Annotated in this window: 18 protein-coding genes and 1 tRNA gene; 13 read left to right on the top strand and 6 right to left on the bottom strand. The window is 68.1% G+C overall.

Translation table 11 applies throughout. The features are described from left to right. Positions 1–142: 142 nt before the first annotated feature. Positions 143–227: transfer RNA gene (locus ACIQ3R_RS06670), tRNA-Leu, on the bottom strand. Positions 228–336: 109 nt separating this feature from the next. Between ACIQ3R_RS06670 and ACIQ3R_RS06665 the strand changes: the two genes are divergently transcribed. Next, positions 337–2,034 (top strand): carboxylesterase/lipase family protein, encoded by a 1,698-nt coding sequence (locus ACIQ3R_RS06665; RefSeq protein ID WP_397416519.1) that lies wholly within the window; start codon positions 337–339, stop codon positions 2,032–2,034. A gap of 8 nt (positions 2,035–2,042) precedes the next feature. On the opposite strand, the gene ACIQ3R_RS06660 is transcribed toward ACIQ3R_RS06665, so the two are convergent. After that, positions 2,043–2,324 carry a FliM/FliN family flagellar motor switch protein gene (locus ACIQ3R_RS06660; RefSeq protein WP_397416523.1) on the bottom strand — a complete coding sequence of 94 codons (282 nt, stop codon included), beginning with the start codon at positions 2,322–2,324 and terminating at the stop codon, positions 2,043–2,045. Between the two features lie 47 nt (positions 2,325–2,371). Here ACIQ3R_RS06660 and lipB point away from each other — a divergent pair, with 47 nt between their 5' ends. Then, positions 2,372–3,082, top strand: a complete 711-nt coding sequence (lipB, locus tag ACIQ3R_RS06655) for a lipoyl(octanoyl) transferase LipB (RefSeq protein WP_397416517.1) — start codon at positions 2,372–2,374, stop codon at positions 3,080–3,082. 7 nt (positions 3,083–3,089) lie between these two features. On the opposite strand, the gene fliE is transcribed toward lipB, so the two are convergent. Genes fliE through flgB form a run of 3 tightly spaced genes read right to left on the bottom strand, consistent with a single transcriptional unit; the run spans position 3,090 to position 4,280 of the window. Further along, positions 3,090–3,407 carry a flagellar hook-basal body complex protein FliE gene (gene fliE, locus ACIQ3R_RS06650; protein WP_397416515.1) on the bottom strand — a complete coding sequence of 106 codons (318 nt, stop codon included), beginning with the start codon at positions 3,405–3,407 and terminating at the stop codon, positions 3,090–3,092. A 13-nt stretch (positions 3,408–3,420) separates the two neighbouring features. Further along, entirely contained in the window at positions 3,421–3,840 is a 420-nt protein-coding gene (gene flgC, locus ACIQ3R_RS06645; protein WP_397416513.1) for a flagellar basal body rod protein FlgC, read from the bottom strand. Between the two features lie 14 nt (positions 3,841–3,854). Then, positions 3,855–4,280, bottom strand: a complete 426-nt coding sequence (flgB, locus tag ACIQ3R_RS06640) for a flagellar basal body rod protein FlgB (protein WP_397416510.1) — start codon at positions 4,278–4,280, stop codon at positions 3,855–3,857. 75 nt (positions 4,281–4,355) lie between these two features. Here flgB and ACIQ3R_RS06635 point away from each other — a divergent pair, with 75 nt between their 5' ends. Continuing rightward, a complete protein-coding gene (locus ACIQ3R_RS06635) occupies positions 4,356–4,622 on the top strand; it encodes a flagellar biosynthetic protein FliO (RefSeq protein WP_397416507.1) in 267 nt (88 codons plus the stop codon). After that, a complete protein-coding gene (gene fliP / locus ACIQ3R_RS06630) occupies positions 4,619–5,416 on the top strand; it encodes a flagellar type III secretion system pore protein FliP (RefSeq protein WP_397416504.1) in 798 nt (265 codons plus the stop codon). Before ACIQ3R_RS06635 ends, fliP begins: the two co-directional genes overlap by 4 nt. Before the next feature lie 5 nt (positions 5,417–5,421). Here the strand turns inward: fliP and ACIQ3R_RS06625 are convergent, their stop codons facing one another. Next, entirely contained in the window at positions 5,422–5,925 is a 504-nt protein-coding gene (locus tag ACIQ3R_RS06625; RefSeq protein ID WP_397416502.1) for a DUF1993 domain-containing protein, read from the bottom strand. Positions 5,926–6,048: 123 nt separating this feature from the next. Between ACIQ3R_RS06625 and ACIQ3R_RS06620 the strand changes: the two genes are divergently transcribed. From ACIQ3R_RS06620 to rpmG, 9 genes are all read left to right on the top strand, one after another. Next, a complete protein-coding gene (locus ACIQ3R_RS06620) occupies positions 6,049–7,029 on the top strand; it encodes an aspartate carbamoyltransferase catalytic subunit (protein WP_397416500.1) in 981 nt (326 codons plus the stop codon). After that, positions 7,026–8,315: a dihydroorotase gene (gene pyrC, locus ACIQ3R_RS06615; protein ID WP_397416498.1), complete on the top strand. Its 1,290-nt coding sequence runs from the start codon at positions 7,026–7,028 to the stop codon at positions 8,313–8,315. Before ACIQ3R_RS06620 ends, pyrC begins: the two co-directional genes overlap by 4 nt. Before the next feature lie 89 nt (positions 8,316–8,404). Next, positions 8,405–9,052, top strand: coding sequence for a glycerol-3-phosphate 1-O-acyltransferase PlsY (gene plsY, locus ACIQ3R_RS06610; RefSeq protein WP_397416496.1), 648 nt, complete (start codon positions 8,405–8,407; stop codon positions 9,050–9,052). Continuing rightward, positions 9,049–10,140 (top strand): DNA-processing protein DprA, encoded by a 1,092-nt coding sequence (dprA, locus tag ACIQ3R_RS06605; protein ID WP_397416494.1) that lies wholly within the window; start codon positions 9,049–9,051, stop codon positions 10,138–10,140. The genes plsY and dprA overlap by 4 nt, the downstream gene beginning before the upstream one ends. A gap of 101 nt (positions 10,141–10,241) precedes the next feature. After that, on the top strand, positions 10,242–12,824 hold the full coding sequence (gene topA, locus ACIQ3R_RS06600) for a type I DNA topoisomerase (protein WP_397416492.1): 2,583 nt from the start codon (positions 10,242–10,244) through the stop codon (positions 12,822–12,824). Positions 12,825–12,856: 32 nt separating this feature from the next. After that, positions 12,857–13,654, top strand: a complete 798-nt coding sequence (locus ACIQ3R_RS06595) for an alpha/beta fold hydrolase (RefSeq protein ID WP_397416490.1) — start codon at positions 12,857–12,859, stop codon at positions 13,652–13,654. A gap of 18 nt (positions 13,655–13,672) precedes the next feature. Further along, positions 13,673–15,958, top strand: coding sequence for a ribonuclease R (gene rnr, locus ACIQ3R_RS06590; RefSeq protein ID WP_397416488.1), 2,286 nt, complete (start codon positions 13,673–13,675; stop codon positions 15,956–15,958). Between the two features lie 53 nt (positions 15,959–16,011). Next, on the top strand, positions 16,012–16,725 hold the full coding sequence (locus ACIQ3R_RS06585) for an NUDIX hydrolase (RefSeq protein WP_397416486.1): 714 nt from the start codon (positions 16,012–16,014) through the stop codon (positions 16,723–16,725). 95 nt (positions 16,726–16,820) lie between these two features. Beyond that, the coding region (rpmG, locus tag ACIQ3R_RS06580; protein ID WP_397416521.1) for a 50S ribosomal protein L33 at positions 16,821–16,948 on the top strand (128 nt) is incomplete at its 3' end.

The following is a 16,948-nucleotide window of genomic DNA, read 5'->3' as shown; positions in this document are numbered from 1 at the left end:
GTAGTCGTCCTCGAGCGCGAGGTCCTCAAGGTCAGCCTCGGACTCGCGGGCCAGGGTCAGGTCGTCCGTGTCGCGGCTCATGCGGACCTCCCCGGCAGGCTTCGGACGACTAGGCGTATTCCTTTTGACGGCTCAAATTCACTGGTGCGGTCGAGAAGACTCGAACTTCCACGGGTTGCCCCACAGCGACCTCAACGCTGCGCGTCTACCAATTCCGCCACGACCGCCCGTGGTGAGGCGGCGCAGGTAGCAAACCCCGTCGGGGGAGACAAGGGCGAGGCCGGTCGGCATAGATCGTCGGAACCCAGGATTCGGAACCAAGTGCGGGAAACGACCATGCGCAGCACGCAGCAACCCCTCCAGCGCCTCGCCGCGAGTCTGGCGGCGCTGGCGGCCTTCGCCATCGCCCCACAGGCCCGGGCCGCCGATCCGGCGGTGGTCGTGAAGACTGCTCAGGGCCCGGTCAAGGCTACGGTCCGGGGCGACATGCGGACCTTCTTCGCCATCCCCTTCGCGGCCCCGCCGGTTGGAGACCTCCGCTGGAAGCCGCCGCAACCGGCAGCCAAGTGGACAGCCACACTAGCCCGGACCAAGACCGGCGCCGCCTGCCTCCAGACCGGGCCGGACAGCCCGTTCCGCACGCGCGGCGACAGCGAGGACTGCCTCTATCTCGATGTCCATGCGCCGGCCGGCAAAGGTCCCTTCCCGGTCATGGTCTGGATCCACGGCGGCGCGTTCACCACCGGCGACGCCTCAACCTACGCAGACCCCAGCCTGATGGTCTCCAAGGGCGTGATCGTTGTGGCGATTCACTATCGACTGGGCGCCATGGGCTTCCTGGCCCATCCCGCCCTGCGCGACGCCAACGGCAGCGCCGGCAACTACGGCATGATGGACCAGCAGGCCGCCCTGCGCTGGGTGAAGACCAACATCGGTGCGTTCGGCGGCGACCCCGGGAACGTCACGATCTTCGGCGAGTCCGCCGGGGGCTTCAGCGTCCTTTCCCACCTGGCGTCGCCGCCATCCAAGGGCCTGTTCCATAAGGCGATCATCCAGAGCGGCGCCTATGGAGTCGAAAACCAGCTGACCCAGGCTCAGCTGGAGGCCAACAGCACCACCGCGCTGGAAAAGGCGATGGCTGGCCAGGACCTCGCCCCCACCTGCGCCGCCGGTGTCACCGCCGCCTGTCTGCGCGACCTGCCCGATGCAGTGGTGCGAGGCAAGCTGATGACCGCTTTCGGTCAGGCCGTGCCAAGCGTGATCCCCTCGGTCGATGGTAAGGTCATGCCGCGCACCATCCGGGCTGCTTTCGCCGCGGGCGCCAACAACAAGGTCCCGGTGATCAACGGGTCCAACGAGGACGAAAACCGGATGTTCGTCGCGATCGGCGAGTTCGGCGCCCGCTTCCAGGCCAAGTCGCCAAACTTCGACCCGGCCAACCGGTCGTTCCTGATGACGCCGCAGGCTTATCTGGACGGCGCTAAGGTGGCGTCGACGCAGTCGGGGCTCTCCGTCAGCGACCTGACGGAAAAGTACTATCCGCTGAGCCGGTTCGGCGACGACCTGGCGCTCCAACCCAGTCTGGCCACGGCGGCGGCCGGCACCGACAGCACCTTTTCTTGCCATGGCGTCAACGTCTCGGCCCGCATCGCCGCACAAGGCTCGCCGGTCTGGATGTATGAGTTCCGCGACCAGACGGCCATCCCGCTGATCGGGATGATCGGCGGCCGCTATGTTCTCAGCCTGCCGCAGGGCGCGGCCCACGCGGCGGAGTTGCCTTATCTGTTCTCCATGGCCGGCGCGCGCCACAGCGACGAGCAGCAGGCCCTGCGGGAAACCATGTCGAGCTACTGGACCAACTTCGCCAAGACCGGCGATCCCAACGGTTCGGGCGCACCGGCTTGGTCGGGCTTCAAGACCGGCGCGATCCAGGCTCTGGATGTCGCAAGCGGCGGCGGGGTGACGGCGATGACCGCCGACGCCTTCCGCGACCAGCACCTATGCAAGACCGCTTGGTCGAAGCAGACGTTCTGACCGACCGTCTACGCTCCGTTACCGCCTGCCATGTAGTCGTAGACGTTGGCCTCGCGCGTCACGGTGATGGCGATCTTCTCGTCGGCGATCTGGATCTCGCCTCGGGCGACAGGATGATTGTTGGCGAGGATCCAGACCTCGTCATTCACCGTGGCGTCGAGCGGGATCACCGCGCCGCGACCCATGCGCAGCAGTTGCTGCATCGGAAGCTGCGCCCGGCCCAGCAGCACCTGGATCTCGACATTGACCGCTTTGACCTGACTCACGAGGACGCACCATCTGGGCTGTATCGAATGACGTGGCGCTTCGCCGCGTCGGGCCCCACATTCGCGCCGATATGCTTGACCGCGCCTTAACTTCCGAACTTCACCGCGCCGATGGCGCGCCGTGCGGTTGGGCCGTCTCAACCCGCCCGGTCGCCTACCCGGTCGCCGTGGCGGCCATGGAGGCCCGGGCCGCCGCGATCGCCGAAGGGCGCGCGGGTGAACTCATCTGGCTGCTGGAGCATCCGCCCCTCTATACCGCCGGCGTCTCAGCCAAGCGCGCCGATCTGATCGACCCTCATCGCTTTCCCGTGTTCGAGACCGCGCGCGGCGGCCAGTTCACGTATCACGGCCCCGGCCAACGGGTGGCTTATGTGATGCTCGACCTCTCGGCCCGCCGCCGCGATGTCCGCGCCTTTGTCGCCGCGCTGGAGTCCTGGCTCATTGGCGCGCTCGACGTCTTCAACGTCGCCGGCGAGGTTCGCCCCGGACGGGTCGGCGTCTGGGTCGAGCGCCGAACGCCTGGCGTCCCGCCGCGCGAAGACAAGATCGCCGCCATCGGCGTCAAGCTTCGCCGTTGGGTCTCGTTCCACGGGGTGTCGCTGAATGTCGAGCCCGACCTCAGCCACTTCTCGGGCATCGTGCCGTGCGGCGTCACAGAACACGGGGTGACCAGCCTCGTTGACCTCGGTCGGCCGGTCGGAATGGATGACGCGGACGCGGCGCTGAAGTCAGCCTTTCAGGCGGTGTTCGGGCCGGTGGTCGAAGCCGACCCGCCGGTCTGAACCGCCGTCAGATCGGCATCCGCATGATTTCCTGGTAGGCGCTGATCACCTGGTCGCGCACCGCGAGCACGGTCTCCAGGCTGGCTTCGGCGGCCGAGATCGCGGTCACCACATCCACCAGTTCGGCGCGACCCGCCACCTGGGCGGCCATGGTGTGCTCGGCCTGCTTCGAGGCCGACATGGCGTCGGTGATCGCGGACTTCACGAGGTCGCCGAAACCGCCGCCTTGCGGCGCGGCGGCGCCAGGTCCGGTCAGACCTGGATCTAGACCCATTCCCTGCTGGGCTGCGGCATAGGCGCGGGCGGCGGCGAAGGCGGTGACCATGGCCTAGAGCTCCCTACTTTCGCAGCAGATCCAGCGTGCGCATCTGCATCGCACGCGTGGTCTCGATGACATTGAGGTTCGCTTCGTAGGCCCGCTGCGCCTGGCGCATATCGAGCGCCTCGACCAGCGAGTTCACGTTTGGAAGCTTCACATAGCCCTGGGCGTCGGCCGAGGGGTGACCGGGCTCATATTCGGTCTTGAACTCGGTCGGGTCTGGCTCGACCTTGGCCAGCTTTACCCCCTGCGCCCCGGCGATCCGGGTCGGCTCGAATACCGGGGCCTGCCGCCGATAGGGATCGCCGCCCGGGGTCTTGGAGGTGGAGTCCGCGTTGGCCAGGTTCTCGGCGATGATCCGCATGCGGGCCTGTTGCGCCTTGAGCGCGGAGGCCGCGATCGCCTGGGTGACGCCGGCTGTGGGTCTGACATCGGCCATCTAGCGTTCTCCGCCTACACCCGGCCCGCCGGCCTGCTGGCCAGCCGGATCAGGTTCAAGGATTTCTGATAAAATCCGATGGCCGCGTCGTAGTTCATACGGGCGTCGCTCATCTTGATCATCTCGTCTTCCAGAACCACGGCGTTGCCGTTCAACGTGGTCTCGGAGTCGGGCGATTTCACCGGCTTGTATTGCGACCCCAGCCCTCGCCGACCCGATGACGGCGCCATGTGGCCGGCTTGGGTCGTGGCCATGGCGCCGGCCTGACCCTGCCGCTGCATCGCCACCTGGGCGTTGAACGAGAAGGGTTTCAGATCTTCAGGCACATACTTAGCGGTATCGGTGTTGGCCACATTCTGGGCGATCACCTTCTGGCGCTCGTTCAGGTAGCCGAGCCGGTCGCGAAGCATCGCGAAGAGCGGGATTGCGGCCAGGTTCATGCCGTCATTTCTGAACAAACAGGGTTAATCGCCGCTTAAGGGATTCGACGGTCTATCGGCGCGCAAGGAAATCTCATGGACCTCGCCGCCCTCCTCCGCGCCTTCTTCGCGCTGATCCTCACGCTCGGCCTGGTGGGCCTGGCCGCCGTGGCGCTGCGCCGCTACGGCCCCGACGCCATGGCCCGCTTCACGGTCCAGAAAAAGGACCGGCGGCTCAGGGTGGTCGAGACTCTGGTGCTCGATCCCTCCCGGCGCGTGGTCATCGTCGCGTGCGACGGCCGCGAGCGCTTGCTGCTGCTGGGTGAAGGCAAGGTCGTCGCCGACCTCGACGCACCGCGATGATGCTGTTTGTCCGCGCCATCCGCACCCTGCCCGCCGAGGACTGGCGTCGCGCCCTGCTGATCGCGCTCGCCGCGACGGTCGCCGGCCTGATCTGGCCGACCGCGGCCCTGGCCCAGGCGATCAATGTCGATCTCGGCACCGGCGCGGGCCTTACCGAGCGTGTCGTCCAGATGGTCGGCCTGCTGACCGTCCTCTCGCTGGCGCCCTCGATCGTCATTATGACCACCTCGTTCGTGCGCATCGTGGTGGTGCTGTCGCTGCTGCGTACGGCGCTCGGCCTCCAGCAGAGCCCGCCCAATGCGGTGCTGATCTCGCTGGCTCTGTTCTTGAGCGCCATCATCATGGCGCCGACCTTCGAGAGGTCCTACGACGAAGGCATCCGCCCTCTGCTCGAACAGCAGATGGAGCTGCCGGCCGCATTCGACGCCGCCAGCGGGCCGGTGAAGCAGTTCATGCTGGCTCAGGTCGACGACGAGGATCTCGCCCTCTTCGTCCGTCTGGCCGAGATTCCGCGCCCGGCGTCCACTGCGGACATCCCGCTGCGCGTGGTCACGCCCGCCTTCATGATCTCCGAGCTCAAGCACGCCTTCGAGATCGGCTTTCTATTGTTCGTGCCGTTCCTGGTGATCGACCTCGTGGTCGCCAGCGTTCTGATGAGCATGGGCATGATGATGCTGCCGCCGGTCGTGATCAGCCTGCCCTTCAAGCTGATCTTCTTCGTGCTGGTCGACGGCTGGCGGCTGGTGGCCGGCTCTCTGATCGAGAGTTTCCAGAGAGCCGGCGGAGGCGGATAGCGCCGCTAAAGTCCGCCTGCGAAGAAGTCCCGCTTGCCCACCGCTACGCCCCGTGACCGCAGGATCGCGTAGGCCATCGAGAGATGGAAATAGAAGTTCGGCATGGCGAAGCCGGGGATCCATTGGGCCAGTGGCAGGGTCATTTCCTGGCCGATATTGACCGTGGCCGTCCGCTCATCGGCGCCCGCGAATTGGTCGGCCGTGAGCCCAGCCAGATAGGCCTTGGCCTTGGCGATGTCCGCCAGCAGCCCCGGCAGGTCCTGATCGCCGTCGATATCAGCCGGCAGCGGCAGCCCCGCCGCGCGCGCCGGCCACTGGGTGGCGAAGTTGCACACCGTCCGAACCTGGGCGCGCAGAGGCAGCATGTCGTCGATCAGCCGCCAGTCCAGCATCTGAGCGGTGGTCTCGCCCTTGGCGGCCGCGTGCTCGGCGCCCTTGTTCAGAACATGGGCCAAGGTGTCGAGGCCGCGCGAGAACGCGCCGACATAGGTGAACAGGCTGACGGTCAAGTTGGCATCCCCCGGTGTGCACTTTTCCGGCGCTCCGCCGGCTCCGGCCATATGGGGCGCCTTGCCCAGGGTGCAAAGGCCGCGCTTCCCTTGGTCGTCGCGGGGCCTTAAGACCGCCTCTCGATGAGCGGCGCCCCACCCGGCCTGAACGAGGTCCTTCAAAGGACCTTTTCCTTCCCGAAGCGCCATTTCCTGTCGGCGACCGACCTCAATGAGGTCGAGGTGGCCAACCTCCTCGACCTCGCCGACGGCTTCGTCAGTCTCAACCGTCAGACCTCGAAGAAGCTCGACCTGCTGAAGGGTCGCACGCTGATGAACCTGTTCTTCGAGAACTCCACACGCACCCAGTCCAGTTTCGAGTTGGCGGGCAAGCGCCTCGGCGCCGACGTGGTCAATATGAGCCCGCGCGCCTCGGCGATGTCCAAGGGCGAGACGCTGATCGACACGGCAGTCACGCTCAACGCCATGCAGCCCGACCTGCTTGTGGTGCGCCATGCCTCTTCAGGCGCGGCCTCGCTGCTTTCCCAGAAGGTGGGCTGCAGCGTGATCAACGCCGGAGACGGCCAGCATGAGCATCCGACCCAGGCGCTGCTCGATGCGCTTTCCATGCGCCGCGCCTTTGGTCGCATCGCGGGGCTCAAGGTCGCGATCTGCGGCGACGTGATGCACAGCCGCGTGGCGCGCTCCAATATCGCCCTGCTGCAGATGCTGGGCGCGCATGTTCGCCTTGTCGGCCCGCCGACCCTGATCCCGGCGGCGGCCGAGCGCTGGAACGTCGAAATCTTCCACGACCTGCGCGCCGGGATCTACGGCTGCGACGTGGTGATGATGCTCCGGCTTCAGCTCGAGCGCATGGACGGCGTCATGGCGCCGTCTCAGCGGGAGTATTTCCGCTTCTACGGCCTGGACCGCGAGAAGCTGGGCTACGCCGCGCCGCATGCACGGGTCATGCATCCGGGCCCCATGAACCGCGGCGTCGAGATCGACTCCGAGGTCGCCGACGATCTGTCCGTCAGCCTGATCCAGGATCAGGTCGAGATGGGCGTCGCCGCGCGCATGGCCGTCCTCACCTCGCTGGCCGCCCGGCTGGAGAACGACAGGTGAGCCGCCCCACAGCCTTGATTAATGCGCGCCTCGTGGACCCGGCTACAGGCTACGACGGCCCCGGAGCGGTGCTGATCGCCGGGGGCGTGATCATCGATGTCGCCCACAAGCCGGACCTCGGCGCCCTCACCCCCGATGTGGAGGTGATCGACGCCGGTGGCGCGCTCCTCATCCCCGGCCTCGTCGATATTCGGGTCAAGACCGGCGAACCCGGCGCCGAGCCCAAGGAGACGCTGAAGTCCGCCGCCCTCGCCGCCGCCGCGGGCGGCGTGACCACCATGGTCGTCCAGCCGGATACGAACCCGGCGATTGATGAGCCCGCCGTGGTCGACTTCATCCTCCGTCGCGCCCGCGATATCGAGTTGGTCCATGTCTACCCCGCCGGCGCCGCCACCAAGGGCTGCCAGGGTCAGCGGATGGCCGAGATCGGCCTCATGCGCGAGGCGGGCTGCCTCTATGTGACCGACGCCGACCGGCCGATCGTCGACTCGAAGGTGCTGCGCCGGGTCATGAGCTACGCCAAGGCGTTCGGAGCGCTTGTCGCCCATCGGCCGGCCGATCCCTGGCTCTCCGCCGGCGCCGCCGCCAGCGAAGGTGAGTTCTCCGCCCGCATGGGCCTGCCCAGCGTCCCGGCCATAGCCGAGCGGATCATGCTGGAGCGCGATCTAGCGCTGGTGGAGCTCACCGGCGCGCCGTTCATCGTCGATCAGGTGACCACCGCCGGCGCGCTGGAAAGTCTCGCCCGCGCCCGGTCTAAGGGACTGCCGGTCACCGCCACCACCTCGATCAACCACCTGTCGTTCAACGAGATCGACATCGGCGACTACCGCACCTTCTGCAAGTTGGATCCGCCGCTGCGCAGCGAAGACGACCGCCAGGCGGTGATCGAAGCGGTCGCCTCAGGGCTCATCCAGGTCATCGTCTCGGCCCACGCCCCCGCGCCGGCCGAAGACAAGCGCCTGCCCTATGATGAAGCCACGCCCGGTGCGGTAGGCCTGCAGACCCTGCTGCCGGCGCTGCTGGCGTTCCACCACGAGGGCCGCATTCCGCTGATTGACCTGATCCGCGCGGTCACCTGCGCGCCCGCCGACCTCCTCGGCCTGGCTTCAGGTCGAATCGGCCGCGGCGCACCGGCCGATCTCGTTCTCTGCGATCTGAACGCGCCAGTGGTGATCGATGCCGACAAGCTGATCTCAAAATCAAAGAACTCCCCCTTCGACGGTCGCCGCCTGCAGGGGCGCGTGCTGCGGACGCTGGTGGACGGACGGACGGTGTACTCGGCCTGACGGGCTTGACGTTCTTATTATGTTCCGTACTGTTGGGGCATGAGCCGTCATCGCGCTAGCATCCCCTCAAACCGGGGGAGCCGTTCCACATGACCAGCACCATGCTTTTCGCCATCGCTGTTGTCGGCGGCTACCTGCTGGGCTCGATCCCGTTCGGCGTGATCGCCACGCGCCTCGGCGGCGCCGGCGACATCCGTTCGGTGGGGTCTGGCAACATCGGGGCGACCAATGTGCTGCGCACCGGGCGCAAGGATCTGGCGCTGATCACCCTGCTGGGCGACGGCGGCAAGGGTGCGCTTGCGGTCCTGCTGGCCTGGGTTCTGACTCGCGACTCTGCACCAGAGGTCCGCGCCACAGTCATCGCACTGGCGGCTGGAGCGGCGTTCCTCGGCCACCTGTTCCCGGTCTGGCTAAGGTTCAAAGGCGGCAAGGGCGTGGCCACGTTCATGGGCACTCTTCTGGCGGCCGCCTGGCCGGTCGGCGTCGCAACCGGAGCGGCCTGGCTGATTTCGGCTCTCCTTTTCCGCATCTCTTCGCTGGCGGCGCTGATCGCGGTGGCCCTGGCGCCATTGGCGGCCATCCTGCTGGGCCTTCCCGGACCGATCGTGCTGCTGGCGCTGTTCATGGCCCTGTTGGTGTTCGTGCGCCACCACGAGAACATTCGCCGTCTGCTGAAGGGGGAGGAACCCCGCATCGGCGGCGCCAAGGCTGCGCCGCCCGCTCCGTCCAGTCCGTGACCCGCGCGCTCTCGGACGCCCAGCGCCGCGACTGGCTGCGGCTGGCCCGCACCGAGAATGTCGGGCCGGTCACGTTCGCTCAGTTGATCGCCCGGTACGGAGAGCCGTCTCTCGCTCTGGCCGCCCTGCCCGATCTGGCCCGGCGCGGCGGACGCGCGGACCGATTGGACATCCCCTCGCCAACCACCGCCGAGGCCGAGTTGGCGGCCGGTGAAGAGCTGGGCGCACGCATGATCGCCGCCTGCGAGCCCGCATTTCCGTCCGCCCTCGCCGCCGTCGATCCGCCGCCGCCATTGATCTGGGTGTGGGGCGACGCAGGCCTTCTCCAGCGTCGCGCCGTGGCCATCGTCGGCGCCAGAGCCGCCTCAGCGGCCGGCCAACGCTTCGCCCGCACGCTCGCCGCCGACCTCGGGACCGAAGGATGCGCGATCATCTCCGGCCTCGCGCGCGGCATCGACGCCGCCGCCCATGAGGGATCGCTGCCTACCGGCACGGTCGCCGTGCTCGGCGGCGGCGTGGACGATGTCTATCCGCCGGAGCATCGGGCGCTGCACGCCCGGATCGTCGCAGAGGGCTGCGTCATCAGCGAGAACGCCCCTGGGCGCGCCGCCGTCGCCCGCGACTTCCCCCGCCGAAACCGCATCATTGCCGGCATTGCGCGCGCGGTGGTCGTTGTTGAGGCCGAGTTCCGCTCCGGCTCACTGATCACTGCGCGCATGGCCAATGAGATGGGCCGCGAGGTGCTGGCCGTGCCCGGCTCTCCGCTCGACCCGCGCGCCCGCGGGGCGAACGACCTGATCCGCCAGGGCGCCGCCCTCTGTGAAGGCGCGGAAGACGTCCTGCGAGCGCTGGAAGGCATCCGCGGCCTGGGCGATACGGCCTGTGAAACCTGGCGAAGTTGCCCGCCCGAACCCGACGACGGTCTCCGGGCGCGGTTGGCCGCTTTGCTCTGCCCGACGCCGGTTTCGCGCGACGATTTGGTCCGCGCGGCGGGCGCGCCCACCCCCGTGGTGATGGCCGCCCTGACGGAACTGGCGCTCGCCGGTCGCGCGGAACTGCTGCCTGGCGGCATGGTCTGCGCGGCTTGAGCCCCCTTACAGGGGGCTCGCGGAATAGGGTCATCACGCCCCGTTGACAGGCCCTTAGGCGCACCCCCACCTTCCGCGCTCTTTTGGAACCCTCCCCCCGCATGAACCTCGTCATCGTCGAGAGCCCCGCCAAGGCCAAGACCATCAACAAGTACCTGGGCTCCGGCTTCACGGTTCTGGCCTCCTATGGCCACGTCCGGGACCTGCCGGCCAAGGACGGCTCGGTGCGCCCGGACGAGGACTTCGCCATGTCCTGGGACGTAGACGCCAAGGCCGCCAAGCGCCTGGCCGACATCGCCGAGGCGGCCAAGGGCGCCTCGACGGTCATCCTGGCCACCGACCCGGACCGCGAGGGCGAGGCGATTTCCTGGCACGTGCTGGAAGTGCTGCAGAAGAAGCGCGCGCTCAAGGACACTATTGTCCAGCGGGTTGTGTTCAACGCCATCACCAAGGCCGCTGTCACCGAGGCCATGGCCAATCCGCGCGAGCTCGACATGGAGTTGGTCGAGGCCTACCTAGCCCGCCGCGCCCTGGACTATCTGGTCGGCTTCACGCTCTCGCCGATCCTCTGGCGCAAGCTGCCCGGTGCGCGCTCGGCGGGTCGCGTCCAGTCGGTGGCGCTGCGGGCCATTGTCGACCGCGAGATCGAGATCGAGCGTTTCATCACCCAGGAGTACTGGACCGTCGAGGCGGATGTCTCCGCCGGCGGCGATCCCTTCACCGCACGGCTGGTCAAACTCAACGATAGGCGCCTGGCCAAGTTCGACCTTGGCGATGAAGCGGCGGCATCGGCCGCCCGCGACACCGTCCAGGCCGCCGCCTTCAAGGTGTCGACCGTCGAGCGCAAGCCCGGCCGCCGCAGCCCGCCGCCGCCGTTCACTACGTCGACGCTTCAACAGGAAGCTTCCCGCAAGCTCGGCTTCAGCGCTCAACGCACCATGCAGGCCGCCCAGAAACTCTACGAGGGCATCGACATTGGCGGCGAGACAGTCGGTTTGATCACCTACATGCGGACCGATGGCGTCCAGACCGCGCCTGAGGCGCTGGATGAGGCGCGCGAGGTCATCGGAGGCCTCTACGGCCGCGAGTATGTACCGGAGAAGCCGCGCTTCTACGCCACCAAGGCCAAGAACGCCCAGGAGGCCCATGAGGCGATCCGCCCGACGAGCCTGGCGCGCAATCCCGGGCGCCTGCGACTGGAAGGGGATCTCGGCCGGCTCTACGAGCTGGTGTGGAAGCGGATGATCGCCTCGCAGATGGAGGCCGCTCGGATCGAGGACACGATCATCAACCTCGACAGCGCCGACGGGCGCACCGGCCTGCGCGCAACCGGCCGCGTGGTCACCTTCCCGGGCTATCTGGTGGTCTACGAGGAAGGCCGCGACGACGCCGACGACGAAGAGTCCGGTCGTCTGCCGCAGGTGGCCGAAGGCGCCTCGGCCAATGTCCGCAAGGTCAAGGCCGACCAACACTTCACCGAGCCGCCGCCCCGCTACTCCGAGGCCAGCCTGGTCAAGAAGCTGGAAGAGCTCGGCATCGGACGCCCCTCGACCTACGCCTCGATCCTCACGGTGCTGCGCGACCGCGAATACGTGCGCATGGATAAGCAACGCTTCGTGCCGGAAGACAAAGGCCGCCTGCTGATCGCCTTTCTCGGCGAATTCTTCGGCCGCTACGTGGAATACGATTTCACCGCCGGGCTGGAAGAGCGCCTCGATCTCGTCTCGGCGGGCGACCTCGATTGGAAGGTGCTGCTCCGCGAATTCTGGGCCGACTTCCACGCCAAGATCGCCGAGATGGGCGACCTCAAGATGAGCGACGTGCTCACCGCGCTCGACGCCAGCCTGGGCCCGCACCTTTTCCCACCCCGCGAGGACGGCGCCGACCCTCGCCTCTGCCCCACCTGCGGGACCGGCCGCATGGGTCTGAAGAGCAGCAAGTACGGTCCGTTCCTGGGGTGCTCGAACTATCCGGAGTGCCGCCACACCCGGCCGCTCACGGTGACCGAGGCCGGCGAAGACGCCGCCGCGGGCGACCGCGAACTGGGGATCGATCCGGTCACGGGTGAGACGGTCTGGCTAAAGTCCGGCCGTTTCGGCCCCTATGTTCAGCTCGGCGATGGCGAAAAGCCGAAACGCTCCAGCCTGCCCAAGGGCTGGAGCGCGCCCGACATGGATCTCGAAAAGGCGTTGCGGCTGCTGCGGCTGCCCCGCGAGGTGGGTCTGCATCCGGAAGACGGAAAGCCGATCCTGGCCGGAATCGGCAAGTTCGGCCCCTTCGTGTTGCATGAGAAGACCTACGCCAACCTGCCCTCGATCGACGAGGTGTTCGAGGTCGGCGTGAACCGCGCCGTTGATCTTATCGCCACCAAGCGCGCCGGCCGCCGCCCCGAGGCCACGGCCCTGGCCGACCTCGGCGCCCACCCGGCCGATGGCCAGCCGGTGCGCGTGCTCTCCGGCCGCTATGGTCCCTACGTGAAACATGGCGACACCAACGCCAACGTGCCCCGCGGCGCGGATCCCGCTTCGGTCACCCTTGAGCAGGCTGTTGCCCTGCTTGCCGAGCGGGTCGCCAAGGGCGGGGGCAAGAAGGCGAAGAAGCCGGCGCGCGCAGCCAAGGCCGCCGCACCAAAATCCAAGCCCAAGGCGAAACCCAAGGCCAAACAGAAAGCCAAGAGCGCCTGAACCGGCGCCCCTTGTTCGCGAGGCAGCAAGCCATGCCCACCGCCCACATCAACGACATCGACCTCTACTTCGAGCGCGCCGGCTCGGGTCCGCGACTGCTGTTCATCTCGGGCACCGGGGGCGACCTGCGGGTGCAGCCCAACGTCTTCGCTTCGCCGCTGGCGAAGGCCTTTGACATGGTCGCCTACGACCAGCGGGGTCTCGGCCGTACGGAAAAACCCGACCGGCCCTACAGCATGGCCGAGTATGCGGACGACGCCGCCGGCCTTCTGGATCACCTCGGCTGGAACGACGCCCTTGTGGTGGGCGTCTCATTCGGCGGTATGGTCGCCCAGGAGCTGGTGCTGCGGCATCCCGCCTGCGTGAGCCGACTGGTGCTGGCCTGCACTTCGCCTGGCGGAGCCGGCGGCGCGTCTTTTCCGTTCCACGAGATCAGCCACCTCCAAGGCGAAGCCCGCGCCCGTCACATGATCCCGATCAGCGACACACGGCGCGACGCGGCCTGGGCCGCCGCCAATCCCGAACAGCACGCTCAGTTCGTCGCCATGGCCGCGGCCGACCCCTATGCCGGCGAGCCCGGCCGGGCGATGGGGGCCGCGCGCCAGATCGAAGCCCGCGCCCTTCACGACACCTGGGATCGCCTGCCGGCCATAGCCTGCCCGACGCTCATCGCCGCCGGCCGCTACGACGGAATCGCACTGCCCGCCACGCAGGAGGCCATGGCCGACCGCATACCCGGCGCCCGGCTGGCCTGGTTCGAAGGCGGCCACATGTTCATGATCCAGGACCGCGCCGCCTATCCCGAGATCATCAGGTTTCTGAACGGCTGATCGTGCTAAGGCCCGTCGATGGCCCGACCCAAGACGCCTCGTCGATCTCCCGCCGCGACCCGCATCCCCAAGGGCCTGCCCGACCGCGAGACGCTGCTCAAGTTCGTCCGTGACAGCGGCGAGACCGACAAGGCCGCCATCGCGCGCGCCTTCGGCCTCAAAGGCGAGGATCGCCGCGCCCTGCGGGCCATGCTCCAGACCCTTGAGGCCGACGGAACACTGGGCAAGCGCGGGCGTCGCGGTTTCGCCGAGGCCGGAGCGCTGCCGGAGGTGGGCGTCGCCGACGTGGTTGATCGCACGGCGGACGGCGAACTGCTGGTGCGTCTCAGCCGAGGCGAAGACGCCCCCCTCGTGCCGCTCGCTCCCGGCGGCGACGCCGCCGCTGGCGCACCGGGCATGGGCGACCGGTTGCTGGTGCGATTCATCAGGCTGGAGAGTGGAGAGACCGAGGCCCGGCTGATCAAGCGCCTGGGCCAGAGCGCGCATCGAATCCTGGGCGTCGTTCGTAAGGCGCGCCGGGAGGTCCGCGTCGAGCCCGTCGACCGCCGATCCAAGGACGTGCTCCTGCTGCCTGAGGGCGAGGATGTCCGCGACGGCGACCTGGTGCTGGCCGCCGTCGAGCCGCACGGGCCCCGTTATGGCCCAAAACGCGGCAAGCTCCTGGAGGTGGTCGGCCGCGAGGATGACCCCCGCGCCTACTCGCTGATCGCCATTCACGCTCACGGCATCCCCATCGGCTTCACCGAGGCCGCCGAAGCCGAGGCTGAAGCCGCACATCCGCCCGCGCTATCCGGCCGCGAAGACCTGCGCGACCTGCCGCTGATCACTATCGACCCCATCGACGCGCGCGATCACGACGACGCCGTCTACGCCCACCCCGACGACGATCCGAAGAACCCCGGCGGCTGGGTCTGTTGGGTGGCCATCGCCGACGTCGCGGCCTACGTCCGGCCCGACTCCGAGCTCGACCGCATCGCCCGCGACAAGGCCAACAGTGTCTACTTCCCCGACCGGGTCGAGCCGATGCTGCCCGAGCGCCTTTCCAGCGGTCTCTGCTCGCTGCGCGAAGGCGAGGCCCGCGCCTGCCTTGCGGTGCGGATGGTGTTCGGCGCCGACGGCCGCAAACGATCCCACCGCTTCGTGCGAGGTCTGATGCGTTCGGCCGCAAAGCTCGCCTACGAACAGGCCCAGGCCGCCATCGACGGGGAGCCCGACGACAGGTCCGGTCCCTTGCTCGACCCGATCCTGAAGCCCCTTTGGGCCGCCTATGCCTGCCTGAAACAGGGCCGCGACTCCCGCTCGCCGCTGGCCATTGAAAGCGCCGAACGTCGCATCTCCATGACTCCAAAGGGCGAGATCGCCGCCATCACGCCGCGCGCCAGCCTGGAGGCGCACAAGCTGATCGAAGAGTTCATGATCCAGGCCAATGTCTGCGCCGCCGAGATGCTGGAGCAGAAGCGAACCCCGCTGATCTACCGGATCCACGACCAGCCCAGCGCCGAGAAGATTCAGGCCCTGGCCGACTTCCTGGAGACGCTGGGCCTGCCCTGGTCCAAAGGCGAGGCGCCGCGCACCGAGCGCTTCAACCGCCTGCTCACCGAGACCCGTGACGGACCGCACGCCGATATCGTCAACGAGGTGGTGCTGCGCACTCAGATGCAGGCCGTCTATTCCGCCGACAACATCGGCCACTATGGCCTGAACCTCGCCAAGTACGCGCACTTCACCTCGCCGATCCGCCGCTATGCTGATCTGGTCGTCCACCGCGGTTTGATAACCGCACTGGGCCTGGGTGAAGACGGACTGTCCCAGCGCGATATCGCCCAGATGGGTGGAACGGCCGAGATCATCACCTTCGCCGAGCGGCGCGCCATGGCCGCCGAGCGCGAGGCGACCGATCGGTATGTGGCGGCCTTTCTGGCGGAACACGTTGGCGCAGAGTTCGCCGGTAAGATCACCGGCGTGACCCGGTTTGGCCTGTTCATCAAACTCACCGACACCGGCGCCGATGGCCTCGCCCCGATCTCCCGCCTGGGCGACGAGTACTTCAGCCATGATGAGCGAGCCCACGCCCTGGTCGGCGAACGCAGCGGCGCGCGCTGGCCGCTTGGCCTGCCGGTGACTGTCAAGCTGATCGAGGCCACGCCGCTTACCGGGGGACTGCTCTTCGAGATGACCAGCGACCCGGCGCCGCCCGATCGCTCGGCGCCGCGCCCCCATCTCGGCCCCAAGCGTCGGCCATCAGGACGTCCCCCCGGCATCCGCACCGGCCGCAAACAAAAGATGGGCGGCAAGCGGCGCTGAGTTCCGCAGCGGCGCCCTTCCCCCGGCCACGCCGCCGCGCCTACACTCGCGCGATGTCCCAAGCTCCCCTGATCCCGCACAAGCCGGAAGGCCCGCCCCGCATCCCCGGCCAGCGCGCCGTGCGGCCCAAGAACGCCGCCACGGTGATGATCATTCGCCGTGACGCCGCCAAGCCGCGCGTGCTCATGGGCCGCCGCCACGGCGGACACAGTTTCATGCCCGACCGTTGGGTGTTCCCCGGCGGCCGGATCGACCGGGCGGACTATCGCGCGCCCTTCGCCAGCGACCTGCGCGCCGACGTCGGCGGCCTCTTCGACCGCTACCTCCCCGCGGGCCGCGGCCGCGCCCTGGCGCTGGCCGCCGTCCGCGAGACCTGGGAAGAAGCGGGCCTCCTGATCGCCCGCCCGGGCGAAGCCCGCGGAACCGGCCCCTGGAAAGACTTCGTGGCCCAGGGCGTGCTGCCCGACCTCGAAGCCATGGACGTGATCGCCCGCGCCATCACTCCGCCGGCGGTGGGCAAGCGTTTCGACACCTGGTTCCTCACCGCCGACGCCGAACGCCTGACCAGCCTCGACCGCCAGGGGGACTGCGGCGAACTCGACGAGATCGCCTGGGTCGACTTTGACGAAGCCATGGCGCTCCCGCTCCCGGCGGTCACTCGCGTGATGATCAAGGAAGCCGTCGCCCGCATGGACGACCCCAGCCGCCCGAAACCCTTCCTGCGCTACAAAAACAACGAAAAGGGCATGCGCCCGACGGCGCTATGACTTTGCATTGACTTCCGGGCGCGGATTCGTATTTTCCCCCGCTCTTTAGAACACCCGCCGGCGGCGACGCCGTCCGCGACCGAGGACTCCTTCCGATGGCGAAGCCCGCCTCCATCAAGATCCGCCTGAACTCGTCGGCCGACACCGGCTTCTTCTACGTGGCCAAGAAGAATGCCCGCACCAAGACCGACAAGCTGGTGCTCAAGAAGTACGACCCGGTCGT

It is taken from the genome of Phenylobacterium sp., from assembly GCF_044371015.1.
Lineage (GTDB): Bacteria > Pseudomonadota > Alphaproteobacteria > Caulobacterales > Caulobacteraceae > Phenylobacterium.
Note: the sequence above shows the minus strand (reverse complement) of the source record. Positions and strands in the feature narration are given on the sequence as shown.